Source organism: Chryseobacterium urinae, from assembly GCF_030518295.1.
Lineage (GTDB): Bacteria > Bacteroidota > Bacteroidia > Flavobacteriales > Weeksellaceae > Chryseobacterium > Chryseobacterium mucoviscidosis.
The window spans coordinates 1-22,983 of sequence record NZ_JAULSJ010000030.1; the positions used below are offsets into that span (position 1 = coordinate 1).

At 36.1% G+C, this 22,983-nt stretch carries 20 protein-coding genes and 1 pseudogene; 11 read left to right on the forward strand and 10 right to left on the reverse strand.

Annotated features, from left to right (window positions below; all coding sequences use genetic code 11):
• Positions 1 to 44: 44 nt before the first annotated feature.
• Both lgt and yidD read right to left on the reverse strand, forming a co-directional pair.
• Entirely contained in the window at positions 45 to 911 is an 867-nt protein-coding gene (lgt, locus tag QWT87_RS16445) for a prolipoprotein diacylglyceryl transferase (RefSeq protein WP_116098081.1), read from the reverse strand.
• Between the two features lie 435 nt (positions 912 to 1,346).
• A complete protein-coding gene (gene yidD / locus QWT87_RS16450) occupies positions 1,347 to 1,589 on the reverse strand; it encodes a membrane protein insertion efficiency factor YidD (protein ID WP_076393366.1) in 243 nt (80 codons plus the stop codon).
• Positions 1,590 to 1,777: 188 nt separating this feature from the next.
• On the opposite strand from yidD, the gene QWT87_RS16455 reads away from it, so the two are divergent.
• Positions 1,778 to 3,055 (forward strand): replication-associated recombination protein A, encoded by a 1,278-nt coding sequence (locus tag QWT87_RS16455; RefSeq protein ID WP_302717327.1) that lies wholly within the window; start codon positions 1,778 to 1,780, stop codon positions 3,053 to 3,055.
• 412 nt (positions 3,056 to 3,467) lie between these two features.
• On the opposite strand, the gene QWT87_RS16460 is transcribed toward QWT87_RS16455, so the two are convergent.
• From QWT87_RS16460 to QWT87_RS16480, 5 genes are all read right to left on the reverse strand, one after another.
• Positions 3,468 to 3,908 (reverse strand): hypothetical protein, encoded by a 441-nt coding sequence (locus QWT87_RS16460; protein WP_302717329.1) that lies wholly within the window; start codon positions 3,906 to 3,908, stop codon positions 3,468 to 3,470.
• 117 nt (positions 3,909 to 4,025) lie between these two features.
• Positions 4,026 to 6,224, reverse strand: coding sequence for a DUF2339 domain-containing protein (locus QWT87_RS16465; RefSeq protein ID WP_302717331.1), 2,199 nt, complete (start codon positions 6,222 to 6,224; stop codon positions 4,026 to 4,028).
• Positions 6,225 to 6,341: 117 nt separating this feature from the next.
• A complete protein-coding gene (locus QWT87_RS16470; protein ID WP_288461806.1) occupies positions 6,342 to 7,076 on the reverse strand; it encodes a hypothetical protein in 735 nt (244 codons plus the stop codon).
• A gap of 325 nt (positions 7,077 to 7,401) precedes the next feature.
• Complete coding sequence (gene pheA / locus QWT87_RS16475) at positions 7,402 to 8,250, reverse strand: prephenate dehydratase (RefSeq protein ID WP_302717333.1); 849 nt, start codon at positions 8,248 to 8,250, stop codon at positions 7,402 to 7,404.
• 112 nt (positions 8,251 to 8,362) lie between these two features.
• Positions 8,363 to 8,773 carry an acyl-CoA thioesterase gene (locus QWT87_RS16480; RefSeq protein ID WP_076393392.1) on the reverse strand — a complete coding sequence of 137 codons (411 nt, stop codon included), beginning with the start codon at positions 8,771 to 8,773 and terminating at the stop codon, positions 8,363 to 8,365.
• Positions 8,774 to 8,911: 138 nt separating this feature from the next.
• On the opposite strand from QWT87_RS16480, the gene dnaA reads away from it, so the two are divergent.
• The 4 genes from dnaA to QWT87_RS16500 all read left to right on the forward strand — a co-directional run bounded on the left by dnaA (position 8,912) and on the right by QWT87_RS16500 (position 12,119).
• The gene (gene dnaA / locus QWT87_RS16485; RefSeq protein WP_076393394.1) at positions 8,912 to 10,366 is read left to right on the forward strand and encodes a chromosomal replication initiator protein DnaA; all 1,455 of its coding nucleotides are present in this window, start codon (positions 8,912 to 8,914) and stop codon (positions 10,364 to 10,366) included.
• A gap of 97 nt (positions 10,367 to 10,463) precedes the next feature.
• Entirely contained in the window at positions 10,464 to 10,913 is a 450-nt protein-coding gene (locus QWT87_RS16490; RefSeq protein WP_185205927.1) for a low molecular weight protein-tyrosine-phosphatase, read from the forward strand.
• A gap of 2 nt (positions 10,914 to 10,915) precedes the next feature.
• Positions 10,916 to 11,416, forward strand: a complete 501-nt coding sequence (locus QWT87_RS16495; RefSeq protein ID WP_302717334.1) for a Cif family virulence factor — start codon at positions 10,916 to 10,918, stop codon at positions 11,414 to 11,416.
• A gap of 4 nt (positions 11,417 to 11,420) precedes the next feature.
• Positions 11,421 to 12,119 (forward strand): SAM-dependent methyltransferase, encoded by a 699-nt coding sequence (locus tag QWT87_RS16500; protein WP_108411035.1) that lies wholly within the window; start codon positions 11,421 to 11,423, stop codon positions 12,117 to 12,119.
• 95 nt (positions 12,120 to 12,214) lie between these two features.
• On the opposite strand, the pseudogene QWT87_RS16505 reads toward QWT87_RS16500, so the two are convergent.
• Positions 12,215 to 12,355: pseudogene (locus QWT87_RS16505) on the reverse strand (GxxExxY protein); the annotation flags it as partial.
• 178 nt (positions 12,356 to 12,533) lie between these two features.
• Here QWT87_RS16505 and QWT87_RS16510 point away from each other — a divergent pair.
• Positions 12,534 to 13,601 (forward strand): DUF2891 domain-containing protein, encoded by a 1,068-nt coding sequence (locus QWT87_RS16510; RefSeq protein WP_302717335.1) that lies wholly within the window; start codon positions 12,534 to 12,536, stop codon positions 13,599 to 13,601.
• A gap of 182 nt (positions 13,602 to 13,783) precedes the next feature.
• On the opposite strand, the gene QWT87_RS16515 is transcribed toward QWT87_RS16510, so the two are convergent.
• Positions 13,784 to 14,257, reverse strand: a complete 474-nt coding sequence (locus QWT87_RS16515; protein WP_087710910.1) for an Mpo1 family 2-hydroxy fatty acid dioxygenase — start codon at positions 14,255 to 14,257, stop codon at positions 13,784 to 13,786.
• A gap of 70 nt (positions 14,258 to 14,327) precedes the next feature.
• Between QWT87_RS16515 and QWT87_RS16520 the strand changes: the two genes are divergently transcribed.
• The 5 genes from QWT87_RS16520 to QWT87_RS16540 all read left to right on the forward strand — a co-directional run bounded on the left by QWT87_RS16520 (position 14,328) and on the right by QWT87_RS16540 (position 20,501).
• On the forward strand, positions 14,328 to 15,173 hold the full coding sequence (locus tag QWT87_RS16520; protein ID WP_302717336.1) for a helix-turn-helix domain-containing protein: 846 nt from the start codon (positions 14,328 to 14,330) through the stop codon (positions 15,171 to 15,173).
• 89 nt (positions 15,174 to 15,262) lie between these two features.
• Positions 15,263 to 16,573 (forward strand): TolC family protein, encoded by a 1,311-nt coding sequence (locus QWT87_RS16525; protein WP_302717337.1) that lies wholly within the window; start codon positions 15,263 to 15,265, stop codon positions 16,571 to 16,573.
• 22 nt (positions 16,574 to 16,595) lie between these two features.
• Positions 16,596 to 17,711 (forward strand): HlyD family secretion protein, encoded by a 1,116-nt coding sequence (locus tag QWT87_RS16530; RefSeq protein ID WP_302717338.1) that lies wholly within the window; start codon positions 16,596 to 16,598, stop codon positions 17,709 to 17,711.
• Between the two features lie 91 nt (positions 17,712 to 17,802).
• Positions 17,803 to 19,395, forward strand: a complete 1,593-nt coding sequence (locus tag QWT87_RS16535; protein ID WP_302717339.1) for an MFS transporter — start codon at positions 17,803 to 17,805, stop codon at positions 19,393 to 19,395.
• 401 nt (positions 19,396 to 19,796) lie between these two features.
• Positions 19,797 to 20,501: a class I SAM-dependent methyltransferase gene (locus QWT87_RS16540; protein WP_302717340.1), complete on the forward strand. Its 705-nt coding sequence runs from the start codon at positions 19,797 to 19,799 to the stop codon at positions 20,499 to 20,501.
• Positions 20,502 to 20,748: 247 nt separating this feature from the next.
• Here the strand turns inward: QWT87_RS16540 and metG are convergent, their stop codons facing one another.
• The gene (gene metG, locus QWT87_RS16545) at positions 20,749 to 22,785 is read right to left on the reverse strand and encodes a methionine--tRNA ligase (RefSeq protein WP_302717341.1); all 2,037 of its coding nucleotides are present in this window, start codon (positions 22,783 to 22,785) and stop codon (positions 20,749 to 20,751) included.
• Between the last annotated feature and the right edge of the window lie 198 nt (positions 22,786 to 22,983).

A 22,983-nucleotide genomic window follows, 5' to 3' on the forward strand; every position in this document is an offset into this window, starting at 1 on the left:
CAACACAGTACCTTTTGTGGTTAATTCTGAAATTATTTAAAAGCTTATTCAGGTTTTTCGTTTTCAGCCTGAGTAATTTTGAACTTTTTAGAAACGATCATAATAATTACTCCTGCAATCATGAACGGAATAGATAAAACCTGACCGGTGTTTAATCCTCCAAACTGGATAAATTCGTCACCTTGCGGCTCTTTCAGGAATTCTACAAAGAATCTGATTGCCCAAAGAATAATAAAGAACAATCCGAATAACCATCCCTGCTGATATTTTTTGTTGGTTTTTCTGTACAGAATCCACAGTAAAACGAAAAGGCAAACATATCCGAAAGCTTCAAATAACTGTGAAGGATAGCGCGGAACTGTTACACCATATTCACTGCTCTGCTGTGGGAAAAGCAATGCAAAAGGAGAGTTGGGATCAACTGGTTTTCCGATGATTTCAGAGTTGAAAAAATTTCCCATTCTCACAAAAGCACCTCCCAAAGCAACCACAATTCCCAATCTGTCGTACACCCAGAAAGGATTTTTTCTGATGATTTTAAATGAATAATATAGAGTGGTGAAAATTAGAGCGATCGTTGCACCGTGACTCGCCAGTCCTGAAAATCCGGTGAACTTCAAACCGTTTTTAGTACTGATTGGTAAAAATACACTCCAGAAATCTTCTTTGAAAAGTTCGGGCTGATAAAAAATAACGTGCCCCATTCTTGCTCCCAAAATGGTTCCCAATAAAGTCCATGTGAAAAGCGGTTCTAAATATTTCTGGTTTACATTATCGATTTTAAAGATTCTGTTCATTAAAATATATCCGAAACCGAATGCAAAAATGAACATCAGACTGTAAAAATGAAGCGTAACAGGTCCCAACTGAATTCCCTTTGTGGGATCCCAGATCTTAAAAGGAGTTTCCAGACTGATGTTGTCTGATTCTGTAAGAGGTTTTGCTGTTTTTACTGCATATTTAAAGCTTCCGAGATTTTCTTTGGTTGCCGCCGCATCAATCACTTTAAAATTCTTGTCTAAAAGCTGATAATGAACAAGTTTATATTTCGTCAGTGTCGCAATACTGTAATTTACATAAACAGGTTCGAAATTAGACTCATTCAGAATAACAAGCACATTTTCTTTGATGGGTTTGTCGGCAAATTCATTCAGATCCTGAATTTCAGTGGTCGAATAAATTTTTACCGGAACATCCGTAGAGTTTACTTTTAAAGTTCCGTCGGACATTCCGTCCGGATAATTCTGCGCAACAAGACACTGGGTAATGAACGCAAAAATGACGAGATACATTCTGAAAAAAATATTACTCATTGTTATTTTTTTAGTAGTTGTTTATTTTAAATTTTACTTTTTTGGCGGTACAGGATCATATCCGCTTCCTCCCCACGGATGACATCTTGAAATTCTCTTCGCACCCAGCCAGAATCCTTTAAAAATACCATGCACCTGAAGCGCTTTCACCATGTAATGCGAACAGGTAGGCTCATAACGGCAGTTTTTGGGAAGCAGGGGCGAAATAAACCACTGGTAAAATCTGATGAGAATTACCAAAGGAAAAGTGATGATTTTATTGAATGTAAGTTTCAAAACAATGCAAAAATAGGGTAAAAAATTGAAAATTAGTTTAAATTTGTTAGAAGTTTCGGGACGGTAAAAGTCTGTTCGGAGGATTGTTTTTTAATCTCTGCCGAATTTCTGTTCTTTATTCATTCTATTAAAAATGATTATCGTTCCGGAAGATTTACATTAATATTTTACTTTTTAAATCTGAAATTTTGAACCAAAATATTCCATTAGCTGAAAAATTAAGACCCAAAACACTGGACGATGTTCTCGGGCAGGAACATTTAACCGGAGAGAAAGGCACGATCCGCAAAATGCTGGAAAACAATTCCCTGAATTCTCTGATTTTCTGGGGACCTCCCGGAACCGGAAAAACCACTTTGGCGGAAATTATTTCCGAAAAGTCGGGAAGGAAATTCTATAAGCTTTCTGCCGTTTCTTCGGGAGTGAAAGATGTTCGTGATGTAATTGAAGATGCCAAAAAGCAGAATCTCTTTTCCGGAAAATCGCCGATTTTGTTTATTGATGAAATTCACCGTTTCAATAAATCTCAGCAGGATTCTCTTCTTCATGCTGTAGAAAAAGGCTGGATTGTTCTGATTGGTGCGACAACCGAAAACCCGAGCTTTGAAGTGGTTTCGGCTTTGCTTTCCAGAAGTCAGGTCTACGTTTTAAAAGCATTAACTTATGAAAAACTGGAAGAACTGATTGATACAGCTTCCGAAAAATTCAATCAGGATGAAAAAACATCGTTCAAAATCATTGAAAAAGAAGCTTTTATCCAATATTCGGGAGGTGATGCAAGAAAGCTGATTAATTCTGTGGAATTGGTTTTAAATCAATATAAAAATTCCAAAAAATCAGAAATTAAAAATGAAGATGTGCTTGAAGTTTTGCAGGAAACAATGGCGCTTTACGATAAAAACGGAGAACAGCATTACGATATTATTTCGGCTTTCATTAAATCCATGCGCGGAAGCGATCCGAACGGTGCGGTGTATTGGCTGGCAAGAATGATTGCAGGAGGAGAAGATATTAAATTTATTGCAAGGAGAATGCTGATTCTGGCTTCCGAAGATATCGGTCTTGCCAATCCGAATGCATTGGTGATCGCCAACAACTGTTTTCAAGCAGTGAACGTGATCGGAAATCCTGAAGCAAGAATTATCCTGAGTGAAACGGCGGTTTATCTTGCGGTTTCACCAAAGAGCAATTCAACGTACATGGCGATTAATGAAGCTTTGGCATTGGTTAAAAGAACAGGAAATCTTCCCGTTCCTTTACACTTAAGAAATGCACCTACAAAACTCATGAAAGATCTGGACTATGGGAAAGAATACAAGTATGCGCATTCGTATGAAGGCAACTTTGTAGATCAGAGTTTTCTTCCGGAAGAAATTAAAGAGGTAAAATTGTACGAACCGGGAAACAACGCCACCGAAAAGAAGATCTACGAAGAATTAAAGAAAAAATGGAACAATAAATACTGAAAATCTTCATTAACCGCAAAAGTTCCAAAAGACAAACATCATAAATAACCTCAGTTCGGGATAATAAATAAATTTAAAAAAATTGATTTATAGCATTGTATTAATTTATCGCAAAGAAAAACAAAAGATTTTTTTACTTATTGAAAGTTGGTAAGCTAAACAAAGGCACTTCGTTTATTTAGAAAACACAAAAATGGTATTACTTTGATCAATTTTACGCCTTTGTATATCTTAAAAGTTGAATTCTTGATAATTGAATCTCTTTGTTTAACCTTGCGGTTAAGAAGACTTATCCCGAACTCAGGTTAAATAATAAGAATATTTAAAGTTCTCAAAAGAAAAGCTTTAAGCAATATTACTGAAAAAGGATGCTCAAATTGGGCATCCTTTTCTTTAAATATGATCTGAGAAATTACTTTTTAGCAGTCGTTACCGATACCATTTTCTTACCGTTGTTAGTAACAACCTGCGCATTATTGATGATGTCTCCGTATACCATCGTTTTTGTATTGGTAAACTCGTATCCGTCAATAAGTACCGGTGTATCTGCAGGAAGCCCGAACTGCGCATTCAGTTCGTTTACAGGCATTCTGTCTAATACAGGCTGATTGCTTTTCAGTTTGTATTCTACCAATCCGTTATCTGCAATATAATCGAATTTTTTAAGGTTCTGCGGAAGTTCTGTTGAAGATTTGTAAGCTTTAGAGCTTTGTACAGAACTTTTATAATGAGTATTAAACATATCTACCGTTCCTACAATATCATTTGCCACTGCAAATTTTGTAGCTGTATTCTTCTGAGCAAACAGCGTAGCAGAAGATAATAATAAAAAAGAGTAGAGAATTTTTTTCATAATGTTTCTTGAATAAATGACTATTAAAAACTTGATAAATATAGGTATTTTTTACAAAATGTAAATAAAAATTCATAATATTTTAACGATTGTTTATCGATAAAAGTTTTTGTAAAACTATAAATTTTCAGTTTCCGGCTTATCTTCTTTCGTTTCCACCAGATTTTTAATGATTTTCTTAAGCCTTTGAAACAGAAATGAACTTAACAATAATATGACGCCCAGAATGATAAAAGCTATAATTCTGGATACGTTATCCATTTCCCAGACATCATAGAGATACAGTTTCAGGATGGTAACGGCAACCAGTGCAAAACCGATTTTGCTGTATTCTGAAATATTATTCTTCAATCCTCTGTAAATAAAAATACAGGAAAGAACCGCCCAGATAATAGGAAGATAAAGAAGACCGAAGTGTTTTCTTAAAGCTTGGATGTCTGATGTTTTTTCGGCATTCAGCAAAATATAAATGTTGTACAATTCGAAGCTTAATGCAGTGATAACAGCAAGAGAAATCATCCAGTAAGATAATTTTACAGTTAAGAAGTGAGATCGTGGCAACACTTTCAGCATAATATAAATGAATGGAACCCAATAGAGAAGATAAAGTCCGTAAAAGGCAGAAGATACTTTATGCAGCAGAAAATTGGAAACAATTCCCGGACCTGAAATTACCGTATCCAATATAATCAATACACAGAAAAGATAAATAAGATTGGTTTCCGCAGGTTTCGGCATTTCCAGTTTTTTCCTGAACAGCAAAATGGTAAAAATATAGTACAGCGAAAAAATGATTCCGACACTGAAGATTACAATCCACGGTTGTGCAGAAAGATGATACATGATCTCCAGAAGGATTGCAAAATAGATCACGCTGTAGCTTAATATTAAAAACAAATATTCAAAAAAATCATTGATTTTATCATCGTGACCGGGATGTTTTCTCAGTAAAAATAAATTGAAAAATGTAGTAACCAACGTCACAGAACTTGTAAGAAATACAGGATTGAAAACGATATTCAGGCTTTTTGCATCGATATATTCTGTCCAGGTGATGATCTGTGCAATGATGACCAAAGGAAAGAGAACATTAAAGCATTTTCTGAAAATTTCAAGGTTGGTTTTCTTCCATATATATAAAAGGAGTGTTGCTTCAATAGCCCAAACACTCGTAATGAGATGGGTCTTGAACTGCAATGCAACAGCTAATGTTAAAAGACTCACTGTAATGGCTGCAAAAACAGAGTAGTTAATTCCAAAATTCTTCTGAGAATATTCCCTGAACAGTAAAACGGAATTCACCAAAGCAAAAATCAGCGGAAAAATAATCACCGGTTCATAGCCAAGCTGATCAAAAATATAAGCGAGTCCGATGATGTTGGTAAAGTTGATTAAGACAAGCATCAGAATATCGGATGAAGACATAACTTCTTTCCTGAAGTAATTTTTTAAGGCAAAAAAATAGAAAATAAGATACCCTGAAATATAGAAATAGATGCTAGTAAATTGCGTAGTTTCAAAAGTCCAGTAGAAAAGATAAACATACGTAAAGATAAAAGCGATCCATCCGATACTCTTCCAGTTTTTAAGAAAAGCAACGGCAAGCATTCCAAGATTAAGAACGGTAATGTAGGTAAACAGAAACAGATAGTTGCTATGTCCGGAACTTACCATTAATGGAGCTAAAAATCCTCCGAATAAAGAGAAAATAATCAGAATTTCACTTTTATAATAATAGGAGAGCGCAATACTCATTAATGTAATCAGGCAGGTTACGGAAAATGCAGTATTCTGGGAAAACAGATGATATTCGCGGAAAGCGATCGTTACCGTAAAGTACAACACAGCAATTCCGCCTCCGGTAATAATGGAAGAAAATACAGCATAGTTTTTCCTCAAAAAATGACCAAGCGAAATGATGATGGCTCCTAAAAAGAATCCGATTCCCACTCTCAACGTTTCCCCAATCCAGTTTTTATCAATCGCATATTTTACGAAATAGCCGATTCCTAAAACCAATGTGAAAATACCAATGATCGTTAAAGCATTCTGTTTCAGAAATTCAAATATGATATTCATCCAGTCCTTTCCTTCCTGTTCAGGAATAATATCCTGCTCTGCATGAAGTGTAGGTTCTGCATTCTGTACAGCCAAAGAAATTTTCTCGTGGTTTTCTTCTTTTACTTCCGGCTTTTCAGCATTTAATTTTGAACTCAGTTCTGAAACTTTTTCCTCCAGTCTGCTGATTTTGCTGTTCAGATGAGTAAAGATGATCAGAATACATAGAATGAGGAGAATAACGATCGAATAAATCATTTTTAGACTTTTGGTTATATCAAATATAACAATAAACTTAATGCCATATAATTAATCCGCCATCAACAGATGATATGGCGGATTAATTCTAAAGTAATATTTGAACTATAAAAAAAATTAATTGGATACTTTATAAATATAGAATGAACCAGTGCTTGAACCTAATAAACCTAAATCCAGCACAGAATTATTTGTAAGTCCGAAAGATATTTTGTCTCCTGCCTGAAGAGGGTATAAAGAATTAATGCTTCCTTCAGAAATTGTTAAGCTCACCAATCCCAGATTGATCCCGCTGAATTCTCTAGTATCGATAATTGTTCCTGTTCCGGCTCTGTTTCTTAAAATCGCAATACTTGGAGGTGTGGTAAGAACTCCGGACTGAAGCCCCGTTCCGTATCTGAAAGTAAAGCCAATGGCATAGATTCCTGCAGATGGAGCAGTATAACTACCATCGGAATCTGAGAAAAGAGATGAGGTTCCCGTTGTTTTTTCTGCCACTAAAAAGTTAACCGGTCTGAAACCGTTAGGCAGAATTCCGATATTAATAAGAGTAATTCCTGAAGTTTTTTTCGCAGAATATACCGAAGTATTTATTCCCGAATTAATAACATAATCTGAAATAACCTGTGGGGAAACCTGTACGACCTGAGCGTCTCCACCGGTATTCTGATTGACAGCAAGAACCTGATAACCCGGAAGAGTGGGAGCAGCAGGTGTTTGTCTGATTTTCATTGTTCCGTTAACATCAAGACTAGCCTGAGGATTCGGAGTACCAATACCAACCCATCCACTTTGAGAAAAAGCTAAAGTTGACATCGTCGCTAAAAGTAAGCTGTAGATTTTAGTTTTCATGCTATAAAATTTAAATTAGTTAATGGTTTTAGTCTCAGTTAGTTATTTTCAATTTACATCAAATAGTATGCAATAAATATGTTAAATGTTATTTTTTTTCAACAATTGATGAAGAATTATTAAAAAAACGCATTTATAACCCTGTTGTATTGCTTTTTTTGAAGATAAATTTCAATTATATTACATTATGAAAAATATGAAAATCAATATTTTATGAACATAATTATAGTAAAGTTAGTTTTTTTCCTGCTTACCACCAAAAATAACTTATTAAATCTCTTTAATATGAAATATTTTAAAAAATTTACAAATATGTACTTATAAATTAACTCGTTAGAATATATTCTCTGTAATTTCCTAAGAAATCTACCTCTACATTCAGTGCTTTAAGCTCTTCCAAAGCGTTTTTGTAAAGTGCTGATTCCCAGATTCCGGATACATTGATGTAAAAAAAGTAATTTCCCAGACCTGTTTTCAGCGTTCTGGATTCTATCTTGCTGAGGTTCATCTTTCTCCATGCAAAAACAGACAACACCTGATGAAGACCTCCCGCATGATCTTCCGGAAGGGTAATCAGCAGACCGGATTTTTCTCCCAAAACTTCCAGATTTTTATTATCATAAGTTTCCAGCTTTTTTGAAATAACAATAAATCTCGTATGGTTTTGTTCAAAATCCTGTATATTCCGGTGAATGATCTTCAGACCATATAAATTTGCAGCAAACTGATTCGCGACCGCGGCAAGATTTCTGTCCGAATGTTCAGAAACATGTTTTGCAGCAGCAGCAGTGGAAGAAAAGTCCTGTTTCGGGATTTCCTTGAATGTTTTATCCAGAAAATGAAAACTCTGCGCTAAAGCCTGCGGATGAGAATATATTTTTTCGATATTTGTTTCATCACATGTTGGATGAATCATCAGATGATGCGCAATCGGCATTACAGCTTCAGCCTGTATTTTTATATCCGGTGTTTTATAAAGATAATCCAGCGTCATGGAAACCGTTCCTTCGATGGAGTTTTCCAGCGGAACAACGGCTTTTTCAACCTCTCCGGCTTCTACCGCAGTAAAGCAGTCTAAAATATTGGTTTGTGGTAAAAGTTCTTCATTCGGGAAAAGCTGGGTGGCTGCAAGCTGTGTAAAACTTGCCTGCGGTCCCAAAAATGCAATCTTCATTATATCTCTGTTATTATTTATTTAAATATAGCGAAATTTATACGGTCCGCTAAAATTGGTATTCTAAAATTAGCCTTATAAACTAATGTTTTGTGTATTCTTTTGGTCTGAATTATTCCTTCCAGTTCTCCTCAATCAGTTTCATCAGATAATCCGGACACTTCACCACTTTGTTGGTTTTGGCATCCAAAAAGAAAAGAGTAGTGGAAGCTTCTGTGATTTTATTATTTTCTTCGTTGAAGATTTCATATTCAAATTCAATTCTCACTCCCGGAATTTTTTTTACGTACGTATGAATTTCTAATTTTTCATCATAAAAAGCAGGTCGCAGATACTTAATTTTATACTCCGAAACAGGCAGCCAAATTCCTTGATTTTCAATCTCATTATAAGACATTCCTATGCTTCGGAAAAGCTCCACTCTTCCAATTTCCAGATACTCGGCGTAGTTGCCGTAGTAAACGTATTTCATAGGGTCTGTTTCTCCGTAACGTACTCTTAATGAGTGTGTTGTGTGTATCATTTTAAGCTTCATTATATACATACAAATATATTTTTAAATAATCAATAACCACAATATTTTTTTTTGAAATAAAAAAATTAGACCTTTGTCGTCCTTCCAAAAAGTACTAACAACTAAGAATTAATCGGGGCATCAATTATGGATGAAAATTTAATGATGATATGGCAGAAGTGCCTTCAGTTCATGCGCGATAATCTCAACGCAGCTGAAGATAATTCTGATCTGAAAAAACTTGAAAAATCTTTCGATTTACTATTCGATAAGGTTCAGCCGATCTCATTGGTTGAAAACAACCTTACGCTTATGGTTCCGAGCGATTTTTACAAGGAATATATTGAGGATAATTACCTGTCCCTGCTTTCGGCTGCCCTGAAGAAAAATATAGGAAAAGGAGTGAAATTATGGTATTCTGTAATGGAGAACAAACCTGCCGGTTTGGAAAGACCTGTTACCATGAATATGAAAGGTAAATCTGTACCTACTCCGAAAGTGCAGGAAACAATGCCGCAAGGTTTTTCTGCCAATATCGTGAATCCTTTTGTGGTTCCGGGAATCCGAAAAGTAAATATTGATTCCAACTTAAAATCTGACTTCTCTTTCGATAATTATGTAGAAGGAGAAAGCAACAAATTTGCAGCTACTGTTGCAAGATCTATCGCTAAAAGACCGGGTGCAACGGCATTCAACCCATTATTTTTATACGGTGGTTACGGTGTAGGTAAAACGCACTTAGGACAGGCTGTAGGTCTGGAAGTAAAAAGCCAGTTTCCGGATAAAGTAGTTTTATATCTTTCTTCCGAAAAATTCATCCAACAGTTTATTTCGGCGGCAAAAGCACATAAACAGACCGAGTTTGCGAATTTTTATCAGATGGTTGATGTTTTAATCATTGATGATATTCAGTTCCTTTCCGGTAAATCTGCAACACAGGATAGCTTCTTCCATATCTTCGATCATTTGCATCAGAACGGAAAACAGATCATCCTTACTTCAGATAAAGCTCCTGCAGATATTCTGGATATTCAGGACAGGATTGTTTCCCGATTCAAATGGGGACTTTCTGCAGAGATCAAATCTCCGGATATTTCAACAAGAAAGCAGATTATCATCGATAAATTAAGCAGAGACGGAATCGTTCTTCCGGATGATATGCTGGATTTCCTTGCTGCGGAAGCAAAAACAAACGTGAGAGAACTTATCGGAATCATCAATTCTGTTATTGCTTACTCTACCATTTATAAGCAGGATCTGAGCTTAACTTTGTTGAAGGATACCATTAATAAGATTGCATCCAACCAGAAAAAAGTCATCAACATTCCTTATATTCAGGAAGTGGTTTGCGATTATTTCGGGATCAAAAAAGAGCAGCTTTTATCCAAAACAAGAAAAAGAGAAATTGCACTTCCAAGACAATTGGCGATGTATTTTTCTAAAGAGCTAACCAATGCCACTTTCACAAAGATCGGGGAAGAAATGGGTGGAAAAGACCATTCTACGGTAATGTACGCTTGTGATACCATCAAAGATGTTTCCAAGATCGACAAAGAAGTTAAAAAGTATGTGAAGGAATTGGGAGAGAGAATTAAACAGTAAGAAATAATTTAATTTAAATACAGAAAATGGAGAGTAATTTTATTCTTCATTTTTTTATTTAGTTTTGTTACCTGAAACATTAAAAACTGAGACTGAGATGAAAATATTAATGGTATGTCTGGGAAACATTTGCAGAAGTCCTTTAGCAGAAGGAATTATGAAAGCGAAGGCTCCTGAAAATTTTGTAATAGATTCTGCCGGAACCATTTCCATGCACGAAGGAAATCATCCCGACAAAAGAGCCATTAAAACCGCTTCAAACCACGGAATTGATATTTCGAAACAGAGATCAAGACCGATAACGTCTGCAGATTTTGAAACATTTGATAAAATCTACTGCATGGATGTCGATGTTTTGGCAGATGTGGTTTCTAAAGCTAAAAATGAAGAACAGCGAAAAAAAGTGTCTTTATTTCTTGAAGTTTTGGGCGATCATGAAAATGCTGAAGTTCCCGATCCTTATTGGGGAGATATGCAGGAATTTGAAGACGTCTATCATTTGCTGGATCGTGGCTGCGATGCTGTTTTAAATAAAATTTCAAAATAATTATGAAAAAATTTTTCGTCCTTTTTCTTTTTTACAGCAGTTTTGCTTTTGCCCAGACAAAAGATGAAATCGCCATCCGTACCATGATGGATGATTTTATGAACTGCATTAAAACCAGAGATGAGGCAAAGTTTGTATCGCTTTTTCAGGATCCGGTTCTCTGGACGGGAGTGTATACAGATCGTACCTATAAAAAAGTTGTAACAGAATATCCCGACGAAAAAAGCTATTTTACAGATAATTATAAAGCCTTCATTAAAAGTTTTAAAGACAATAAATCGGAGGAAAAATTTGATAATGTGAAAATTATCGAAGACGGATCGATTGCTTCTGCTAATTTCGATTACAGTTTCTGGCATGACGGCAAAATGCTGAACTGGGGAAAAGAAATCTGGACGCTGATGAAAACGGACGGCAAATGGAAAATTACTTCCGTTTCTTTTTCCATGGATCTTACAAAATATTACCCACAACCTTCTTTAAAAGAAAGAACAAAAAAATAAAATCATGCTTTTTTTACTTCCTGCTTATCTTTCGGAAAATACTTCTATCACGCATTTTTCACCGGTGATTAAAGAGTATATCATGCAGACCGATTACTTCTTCGTGGAAAATGAAAAAACTGCCAGAAAAGTGGTTAAATTTTTCGCTCCTGAAAAAAAACAGTCGGAGCTGAAACTTTTTTTGCTGGATAAATACACAGAAAACGCAGATATTAAAGAAGCGCAGCAACTGATGTTAAAAGGTCAGGATTTCGGCTTGCTTTCTGAAGCGGGACTTCCGTGCATTGCAGATCCGGGAAATCTGATGGTAAAATGGTGTCATGAGAAAAACATCCGCGTTATCCCGATTTCAGGACCTTCATCCATTATTTTAGCACTAATTTCCAGTGGTTTTAACGGTCAGGAATTCACCTTCAACGGCTATCTTCCGATTGATAAAAGTGAAAAGAAGAAGCAGATTCTTCAGCTCGAAAGTCTGGTTCAGAAGACAGGATATTCGCAGATTTTTATGGAAACGCCTTACAGAAATAACGCACTTTTTGAAGATCTTACGAAATTTTTATCACCCAACACAAAATTGTGCATCGCCGCCAACATCAACGATCCTGAACAGGAATTCATCAAAACCAAAACCATAAAAGAGTGGCAGAAGCAAAAACCGGAACTCCATAAAATTCCTGCGGTATTTGTTTTGGGAAAATAGAAGATTTTATAATCTTGCGCAGATTTTACTGATCAGGCAGATTTTTTTAGTGCAAATTTAATCTGCTTAATCTGCAAAATCTGCGGGAGCGATAATTATAACTTATTGACTACTCTTTTAATTCCATCTAAAATATTCGTATTATTAAAATTAATCAATAATCCGAGTCTTTTATCTGAAAGTTTCAAATAAGTCTGCAATTGCTTGTAATGAATTTCTTCAAGATTTTTTACAGATTTTAAGCTTAAAAGCGGTAAGTATTTGTAAACTTTGCGTTAAAATTTAGCACTAGAATTATTAAGGATAAGTAAAAAGCTTTTAATAAATATTCAAAACAGATAAAGATAATTTGTGAATTTCTGTTTTTAGCCTGATCACAAATGAAAAATTGAATTTATTTTATATTTTTAATGAATGAAAAAGAGTCTTTTAGCCATCATTTTTTTACCGCTTCTTGTGTTTGGTCAGGAAATTCCTAAACTTACCGATGAAATGGCGGTGAGATTATCTGAAAAGCCGCTTCACTGCATCAATCAGGAATATCCGAACAAAACGGCTCATATCATCAATAACGAAAAAGAAGTTCCTTTAAGTCCTAAAGATCTTCATCCCAGTTTTTATGGCTGCTTCGACTGGCACAGTTCTGTTCACGGACACTGGATGCTGCTTCGGTTGCTGAAGACAAAACCCGGTCTTTCCGTGGCAAAAGACATTGAAAACATTCTCGACAATTCATTTAAAAAAGAAAATCTACAGACCGAAGCCGATTATTTCACCAAATATCAGCTAACCGGAACATTCGAAAGAACATACGGATGGGCATGGTTGCTAAAATTAGACGAAGAACTGGCAACATGGAATCATCCCAAAGCAAAAGTATGGCATGAGAATCTAAAGCCTCTTACCGATAAAATTTTAGCTTCTTGGAAGACTTTTTTGCCTAAACAAACCTATCCTAACAGAACGGGAGTTCATCCCAATACCGCTTTTGCAATGGTTTTTGCACTCGATTGGGCAAGAGCGACCGGAGATAAAGATTTTGAAAATCAGCTCATTGAAAAGGCAAAGTATTTTTATCTGAACAATACCAAAACGCCTGCTTATCTTGAGCCGGACGGATCGGATTTCTTTTCGCCAAGTCTGGAAATTGCAGATCTCATGCGACGCTTTTTACCCCAAAAAGAATTTGTCGTGTGGTTAAATAATTTCTATGAAAAGCGAAGCCTGGAAAATATTGAAAAAATTCCGGTGGTGAGTGATCTTTCAGATTATCAGACGGTTCATTTAGTTGGTTTATCTTTTTCGAAGGCGTGGTGCATGAAAGGAATCGCTAAATCACTTCCCGCAAATCATCCTTTGAAACAAAAATTTGAGAAAACAGCAAAAGTATTTTTAAACAACGGATTGCCATTGCTTTTTCAGGGGAATTATGGGGGAGATCATTGGTTGGCAAGTTTTGCCGTTTATGCTCTGGAAGATTAATAAGGTTGGAAGTTAGATGTCGGAAGAGTGAAGTTTTATATGCGCGATTTCAACGGTTGAAATAACTCTTGCTGGAAACACAATACAGTAAGAGGTAAGTTGTATAGCATGAAAATCAACTTCCATCTTCAATCATCTGTTCCAGTTATCAATCATCAATTATCAATCATCATTCATTAATACTAATATCTGATTCCCAGTTTTTTAAGAATAAAACTCAACAGCCAGATCGGTCCTACCAAAAGGAACTGCAAATCTTTCAGGAATGAAGGTTTTTTGCCTTCAATCTTATGTCCTACAAACTGAAAAATCCACGTTATTACAAAAACAGCGAGGTAAACCATCCACGATTTTTCTTCAAAACGGATGTTGATTCCGTAAGCGAAACTTTCCATTAAAATCATCACGAAAAACATAATCAGACCGATTAAAAAAGAAAGTCTGGTATAAAAAATAGTCACTAAAGCGATGGCAGCAAAGCTTATATAGCTGATTTCGCCGATGTACCTGAAGCCAATTGATTTTGAAGGAATGATAGAAATAAAACCTAAAATTGTCCAGAAAATTAAAGGAACACAGATCCAGTGGATCAGCTTATTGGTCGAGTTTCTGTGGCTTTCGGCGTATTCTGCAAATAGTAAATCGATTTTTCTCATATCATTAATTTGGAAAACACTAAAATAATAAATTTTTGTGACCGCTCAAGAGATTGCTTACATTTGTACTATGTCTGTCTTAGAAAAATTTGGGGTTGAAATCTTTACGCAACATAATATTTTCGAGAGAATTTCTGTCGATAAACCATTCCGTCCTGATAATCCGGCGTTTATCTTTGTGAAAACAGGAAGTATTAAGCTGAAACAGCACTTCCGCGATCTTGAGCTTTCCGCCAATATGTTTATGGTAACAGATCCTCAGACGGTGTACGAAATGATCTCCATCAGCGATGATTTCCAGTCGAGAATGGTTTCTTACAAACGTGAATTTATCTCCGCCTTATCTTTGAAGTTCAACAGATTAATTACATACCGTTACTTCAGACAGCAGATGAACATTGGTGTTCCTTTCGAACCGGATGAACTGGAAGTGGTCTGGAAAAGTGTAAATTTCCTTAAATATATTCTCGATTCTGAGACAGAAATGACCTACAAGAAAGAAATTGTTGAACATCTTTTTTCCGTATTCTGCTATCAGATGGCGGGAATTATTTCCAAGGAAGACAGCAATTCCATGAGTCAGATGTCAAGACAGGAAGAAATTGTTTTTATTTTCCTGAATGATCTCGCGCAACACCACACCCATGAGCGAAGCGTGGAGTTCTATGCGCAGCGTCAGTCGATTACAACCAGACATCTTTCGGCGGTGGTAAAAGAGATTACGGGAAAGTCGGCAAGCCAGATTATTTCACTGATTGTGATGAACGAAGCAAAAGTGCTGCTGAACTCTTCAAATAAGCCGGTTTCGGAGATTTCCGGTATTCTCGGTTTTAGTGATCCTTATTCTTTTTCGCACTTTTTTAAAAAAAATATGGGCGAAAGTCCTTCTCAATACAGAAATCAGTTCGAAAACTAAAATCTTACATTTGAACATCTTTTTCCAATTCTTAAACATTTGTTTGAGTTTGTTGCTGCCGTAACTTTGTATCCGTAAAACAAGGTAAAATGGTTAAGAACATAAAAACAGCGCTATCACTCGTGATAGCCTTATTTCCTGCGCTGTTTTTTTCACAGGAAATAAAACAGCTCACTGCAGAAGAAGTTGCCGAACTCGCGGTGCAGAATCATCAGCAACTGAAAGTTTCGGCACAGAATATCGACATTGCCAGACAAAATACGGAAGTGGTAAAACTACAGAAACTGCCGAACATTACGGCTTCTACCAGTCAGTTCTACTTAGGCGATGCGGTTGCTATCGACAAAGATTTCTCAAATTCCACAAATGTTCCGATGCCGCACTACGGAAGTTCGTATGCAGTTCAGGCAACACAGCTTATATTTAAAGGTGGATTGGTGAACAAGTCTATTGAAATGGCGGGACTTCGTGAGCAGCTTTCCAAACTGGATCTGGAAAAGAACAAACAGGACGTGAAACTTCTGGTCATTTCAAATTATCTGGATATTTATAAAATTTTAAATCAGGAAGCAGTTTTTCAGAACAATAAAAAACTGGCTCAGGAAAGACTGAAAAATATTCAGAAATTTTATCAGCAGGGAATGGTGACGAGAAATGAGGTCATTCGTGGTGAACTGGCAATCAAAAATTTAGATCAGGGTATTTTAACGTTAAAAAACAATAAAAAAATTCTGAATTATAATTTAAGCATTGCTTTGGGTTTGCCTACTGATACGGAAATAGTTCCTGTTGAAAGTTTGCAGAACAAAGAATCGGGAATCGGGATCGAGTATTATGTAAATCTCGCTCACGACAGCAATCCTTTGCTGAAATCTGCGAAAACAAACATTGATGTTGCCGACAAAAATATTGAAATTATTAAAACCGACAGAATGCCTACGATTTCAGGTTTTGGAGGATATTCTCTGCAAAGACCTATCACTACAAGAAATCCTGTTCTGGATATGTATTCCGGTGGTTGGCAAACGGGGATTTCATTAAGTTACAATATTGATAATCTTTTTAAAACCAAAGAAAAAGTGAAGCTGGGAGAGCTGCAGAAAACGCAGGCGAATGATGCGATGACTTTAACGCAACAGAATATTGATATGGCTGTAAATGCGGCATATACCAAATATCAGGAATCGATTCAGCAGGCGGAAATTTTAAATGATGCTAAAAAACTTGCGGAAGAAAACTACAAAATTACGGAAGCTAAATATCTGAATCAGTTGGCGGTACAGGCTGAAATGATCGACGCGCAGAACCAGAAATTACAGTCGGAGCTTGATTATGCAAATGGAGAAATCAATGTGCTGTATCAGTATTATAATCTTTTAAAATCTACCGGAACACTTTAATATTTAAAATTTGAAAAACAAAATGGAAAACAAGGAACAAAATACACAAAATACAACTCAGGCTTCTGCCAATTCAGGAGCTGCAGCCAATAAAAAAGAACGAAAGAAAAACAGAATCAAAGCTGTCATTTCCAATATCGTGGTTTTTGCCGTGATTGGTTTTGGATTGTACTGGCTGATTGCGCAATATTTTCACATCGGTGATAAAACCTATACGGAAGCGGCTCAGGTTGAGGAATTTATCAATCCTATCAACACAAGAGTTTCAGCTTACATCAAAGAGATAAAATTCATTGAGCATCAAAAGGTTAAAAAAGGAGATACGCTTGTTGTATTGGATGACCGCGAAATTTTAACCCAGATCGGACAGGCGGAAGCAGCGTATCAGAATGCTTTGGCGCAAAGAGCGGCAACTAGTTCGTCTGTGAATACGGTTTCTAATAACGTGAATGTAATGGAATCTAATATTGCCGGAGCAAAAGCAAGACTCTGGAATGCAGAGCAGAATTTAAACCGTTATAAAAACCTTCTGGCTTCCGAAGCGGTGACGAGACAGCAGTACGATCAGGTAAAAACGGAGTATGATGCACAAAAAGCGGCGTATCAGACTTTAATCAACCAGAAACAGTCGGCGAATCTTTCCACAACAGAGGTGAAAAGCAAATTCGGGATCATTGATGCGGAAATTAAACGAACAAAATCTGCTCTGGATATGGCGAAAATTAATCTTTCTTATACGGTAATTACCGCGCCTTATGACGGAGTGATGGGAAGAAGAACGATTTCTGAAGGACAGTTGATTCAGCCGGGACAACAGGTGGCTACGATTGTTTTGAACGGTGAGAAGTGGGTGACTGCCAATTTTTTGGAAAGTCAGATGCCAAATGTAAAAACAGGAGAAAAAATGATGATGACAGCCGATGCATTGGGCGGAAAACAATTTGAAGGAGTGGTTACAGCTATTTCTGCGGCTACAGGTTCAAGATATTCTAATATTCCGACGGATAACTCTACCGGAAACTTCATTAAAGTTCAGCAGAGAATTCCTGTAAGAATTGAGTTTACGACTTCCAATAAAAAAGAAGATATCGAAAAGCTGAGCGCAGGAATGAATATGAATATTGTAATTAAAAAATAAGGGCAGAAAGATGAATGAGGACAACCGAGGTTAGTGTATTTGTAAAATCTTCCGTCTTCAGACTCTTAGCCTTCAAATCAAATTTTAAAATATGTATAACAAAGGATTATACCGGGATTGGGTACCGAAACCTGTTCAGCTTTTACTGATCGTTCTTTTACTGGCAATCGTAATGCCTTTGGGCGGTGTTTACACAGGAAACATCAGTTATATGGTAGGCGGAACCGGTGCGCTTTCGGAAAATTATATTTTTGCGAATTATGCTTCCACGATCGGGATGGGAGCGGCAATGCCGATTGTTCTTAGACTGAAAATGCGGTTTAAGATCAGGGATAAAATTACGGTTGTTCTGGTTCTTTTGGGAATTTTAAATTACATCAATGCAACTACACTTCAGCCTTCTGTAATCATAGGAAGTTCTCTTCTGATCGGTTTCTTTAAAATGATTGTTGCGATCGAATTATTTTTACCCGTTATGGCAATGATCGGAAACCGTGGTGTTTTTTACGGTGTTTTTTATTCTTTTATTCTGATTATGAACCAGATTGCGGGATATTATGCCGTAGAAGTTTCTGTTTTGTATAACTGGCAGCAGTTTTTCGTGCTGATTTCGATTTTGTGTTTCGGACTGGCTGTTTTGCAGTGGATTTTTATGCACGATCAATATTTTGCGCTGAAAGTTCCGCTTCATTATATTGACTGGCTGAGTATTCTGCTTTTTGTGGCAACGTTTATGTTTTCGGCTTATGTCTTTGCTTTTGGAAAGCAGCAGGACTGGCTGAATTCTAAAAATATCATCAATGCATCAATTGGCGCTTTTGTAAGTTTTGCGCTTCTGGTGACCAGACAGACGCATCTGAAGAGACCTTATTTGTCATTCAAAGTGTTTTCAAAAAGTAATGTTCTTCACGGATTGTTTATGCTTCTTTGTTTGGGAATGTTTATGGCAACGGCAACGTTACAGAATATTTTTGCCGTCGGAGTTTTGGGATATGATCAATTAACGAATGCGAAGCTGAATCTTCTGATGATTCCCGGAATTGTAGTTGCCGGAATTGTGGCGATTATCTGGTTTAAAAGAGACAAACCTGTGAAAATGTATATTTTTTCCGGATTTGCAGCGATGCTGGGATATTCAGTTATTATGTATTTCTCGATGGTTTTGGAGTTTAATTATGACAACTGGTATCTTCCTTTATTCCTGAAAGGTTTTGGGATGACGGTACTTTTTATTTCCGTTTGGTATTACACGCTGGATAAGCTTGAACTTGATGATATGATGGCTGCCATCGGATTGGCTCTAGTCTGGAGAACTTTTCTTACGATCGGTTTCTTTTCGGCGGTATTTTCATGGTTTCAGTACCGTTTTCAGGTGGAAAGTTTAGGAAATCTGGCGGTTTATATGGATGGATTAACGGTGAGTTCACAAAGTGTGGCTGCCAATCTGAAAGGAATTCAGCTCAATGCCATTATTGCTGCCAATAAAAAGATTTTCGGATATATCGTTATTGCCGGGTTTGGAATTTTAGGATATATTCTTACGCATCATTTTGGAAGAGAGCGTTTTGTATCGACAAGATTTATAAAAGTGTTAAGCGGAAAATCTGTAATTGCCAGAAGAAGACTTTTGGAAAGAAAAAGATTATCCGAAGAAATAAAAGACGCAGCAGGTCCTGCGATGTAAAGAACCTTGTTTTTCATTTACTGAGTCAAAGCTCCATTTTAATTGTTAAGTGGGGCTTTGCGTTTTTAGAATGGTTTAAAATTTTAAAGTTAAAAATTCCGAATGTTAATTTTAGTATTAAAACTTGTGATAAACTAATTTCAGAATTAACCACAAAAGGGACAAAAGATAATGTTAAAGCGAATTTCCAGAATAATCAAAGTGCTCAAAAGAATAAAATCAAAGATTTTTAAAAACTATTGTGACCTTTTTCATCAACTTGAAATAAAAATTTAGTAGATCTTTTGCACCTTTTGCGGTTAAATAAAAGTTTAAGCAGACTTTTAGTTAAGTGCGTTTTTCACAATAGATGTTCATTTAAAAATTTCAAAAAACTTATCTTTGCATCAATATATTACGCTATGAAAGATTTAATGGGGAAAGCCATTTGGGATTTTTATCACAACGAAAATCCTGAAGATCTGCAGACCGAAACTTCCATTTCCGAACTGGATGAACTTCCTGTAAAATATCTGTTCCGCGATTTTGACGGAATGAATGCAATCGAGCAAAAAGCCCTGCAGCTTGCGAAAGGAAAAACGTTAGACATTGGAGCAGGAGCAGGTTCTCATGCTTTGTATCTTCAGAATGAAAAAAATCTGGATGTTACCGCATTGGATATTTCTCCGAAATCCATTGAAGTTTGTCAGTTAAGAGGAATAAAGAAAGCAGTTGCTGAAAATATGCTTCATTTTTCCGGAGAAACATTTGATACGATTCTTTTGCTTATGAACGGCACAGGCATTTTCCAAAGTCTTCATGTGATTGATATTTATCTGAAAAAACTTTATTCGCTTTTGAATCCGAACGGTCAGATTTTAATCGACAGCACAGATATTCTGTATATGTTTGACGAAGATGAGGACGGCGGAGTTTATATTCCTGCGGAAGGATATTACGGCGAACTGGATTATATTGTTCATTATAAAGGAGAATCTGAAGATCCGATAAAATGGCTGTATCTGGATTTCAATACCTTAAAAAATGCAGCAGAGAATAATGGTTTTAAAATAGAAAAAGTGTTGCAGGAAGAGGATTCTTATCTGGCGAAACTGATTAAAAAATAATTAGTTTTTGTCATGGCGAGGAGCAAAGCGACGAAGCAATCTCAAACTTAAAAAAAATAACATTCAGACTTAACTTTTCTTAAAGCCTTAACAGAATCTTAATGGTTAAAATTTGAAACATTAAGATTTATTTATATCGTTAAGATTAATAAAAGATTGCTTCGTCGCTTAAGCTCCTCGCAATGACAAATAAAAAATCCACATGAAGTTGAATTCACGTGGATTTATTTTTTATCTCAATATCGGATTATCCGATCTCAATACCGTTTTCAATATTGCTGTCATCCGGCGTTACGAAAGATAATTTTCCATCCGGTTTTGTAGTTAAAAGCAACATTCCCTGAGATTCAATTCCTCTGATTTTTCTTGGGGCAAGATTCAATAAAATCATAACCTGCTTTCCAACAACTTCTTCCGGCGTGAAGCTTTCTGCAATCCCGGAAACTACAGTTCTTACGTCCACTCCTGTATCAACAGTTAGTTTCAGTAATTTATCTGCTTTCTCAACTTTTTCAGCTTCTAAAATAGTAGCTGTTCTTAAGTCGATTTTCATAAAATCATCAAAAGTGATTTCTTCTTTCATAGGTTTTGCGTTAGGGTTTGTTTTTTTATTGTTTTGCTTGGTGTCTTCCAATTTCTGGATTTGAGCTTCGATAATGCTGTCTTCAATAGGAGTAAATAAAAGTGGAGCATTTTCAATTTTATGACCAGCTTCAATCTGTATCTCGGAATTTTTTAAATCTTCCCAATTCTTTTTCTCAATATTAAAGTAGCCAAATAATTTCTCTGCTGAGAAAGGCATGAATGGCTCACATAATTGGGCAACTACAGCGGCAATTTGTGCTCCGACAAACATTGCTTGACCAGCAATATTAACATCTTCTTTTATTGTTTTCCAAGGAGCTGCATTTTGAAGATACAAGTTACCATAATCAACAAGTTCCATGAATGAATTCAAAGAATTTCTAAATTCATACTTTTCTAAGTGATAGCTAACTTTTTCTATCGCAGTTTTAATAGCAGTTCTACTTTCTTCATCTAAAACTCCGTTTGGAACTTTTCCTTCAAAATTTTTGTTTGTGAAAGAAATTACTCTATTAATAAAATTTCCAAATTTATTTACTAATTCAGAATTATTTTTCGTCTGAAAATCCTTCCACGTAAAATTATTATCTTTTGTTTCAGGAGCGGATGAAAGCAAGGCATATCTTAACACATCCTGTTGTCCCGGGAAATCTTCTACATATTCGTGCGCCCAAACCGCCCAGTTTCTGGAGGTGGAAATTTTATCGTTCTCAAGATTTAAAAACTCAAAAGCGGGCACATTTTTCGGCATAATGTAATCTCCGTGAGCTTTCATCATCGCAGGGAAAATAATACAGTGGAATACAATATTATCCTTTCCAATAAAGTGAACCAAATCACTTTCCTCGCTTTGCCAGTAATCTTTCCAGTTTTTTCCGTTTTTCTCCGCCCATTCTTTCGTGAAAGAGATATATCCGATTGGTGCATCGAACCAAACGTACAGCACCTTTCCTTCCGCATTCGGAAGAGGAACCGGAACACCCCAGTTCAGGTCTCGGGTCATGGCGCGAGGTTTTAGACCATCATTTAACCATGATTTTACCTGTCCGTAAACGTTGGGTTTCCAGTCATCCTTGTGACCTTCAATGATCCATTCATTCAGGAAATCTTCGTATTCATTTAATGGTAAGTACCAGTTTTTTGTGTCTTTCAAAATAGGAACGTTTCCGCTTAACATGGATTTCGGATTAATCAATTCCGAGGGTGAAAGGGTAGTACCGCATTTTTCACACTGATCTCCGTAAGCATTCTCATTACCGCAGTTCGGGCAGGTTCCGACGATGTATCGGTCTGCTAAGAATTCTCCAGCCTGTTTGTCGAAATACTGCTCAGACATTTCTTCGGTGAATTTTCCTTTTTCATAAAGAACCTTAAAGAAATCCTGACTAGTCTCGTAGTGTTTTGGAGAGGTTGTTCTGGAATATTCATCAAAAGAAATCCCCAAATCTGAAAAAGATTTTTTAATGATCTCATGATATTTGTCTACAATATTCTGTGGTGTAACCCCTTCTTTTTTAGCTCTTATGGTAATAGGAATTCCGTGTTCATCGCTTCCGCAGATAAACGCTACATCTTTCCCCAATCTTCTCTGAAATCTCGCATATACATCCGCAGGAATATAAACACCTGCCAAATGCCCTATATGAACCGGTCCGTTTGCATATGGCAATGCCGCCGTAATCATCTTTCTGTTTGACATTTATAGTAAAGTTTTAAGGTGCAAAGATAAGCATTATCCATGAAAATCTGATATTGTCTGTATTTTGAAGCTTTACGGGTAATTTGAAGATATTAAATATTACATTTGGTTAAACGAATGTTTAACTTTTTGTTAATTTTAAACCAGTATTATGTATTGCATATTTTAATGTAATGATTTGAAAAATAAATATTTAAC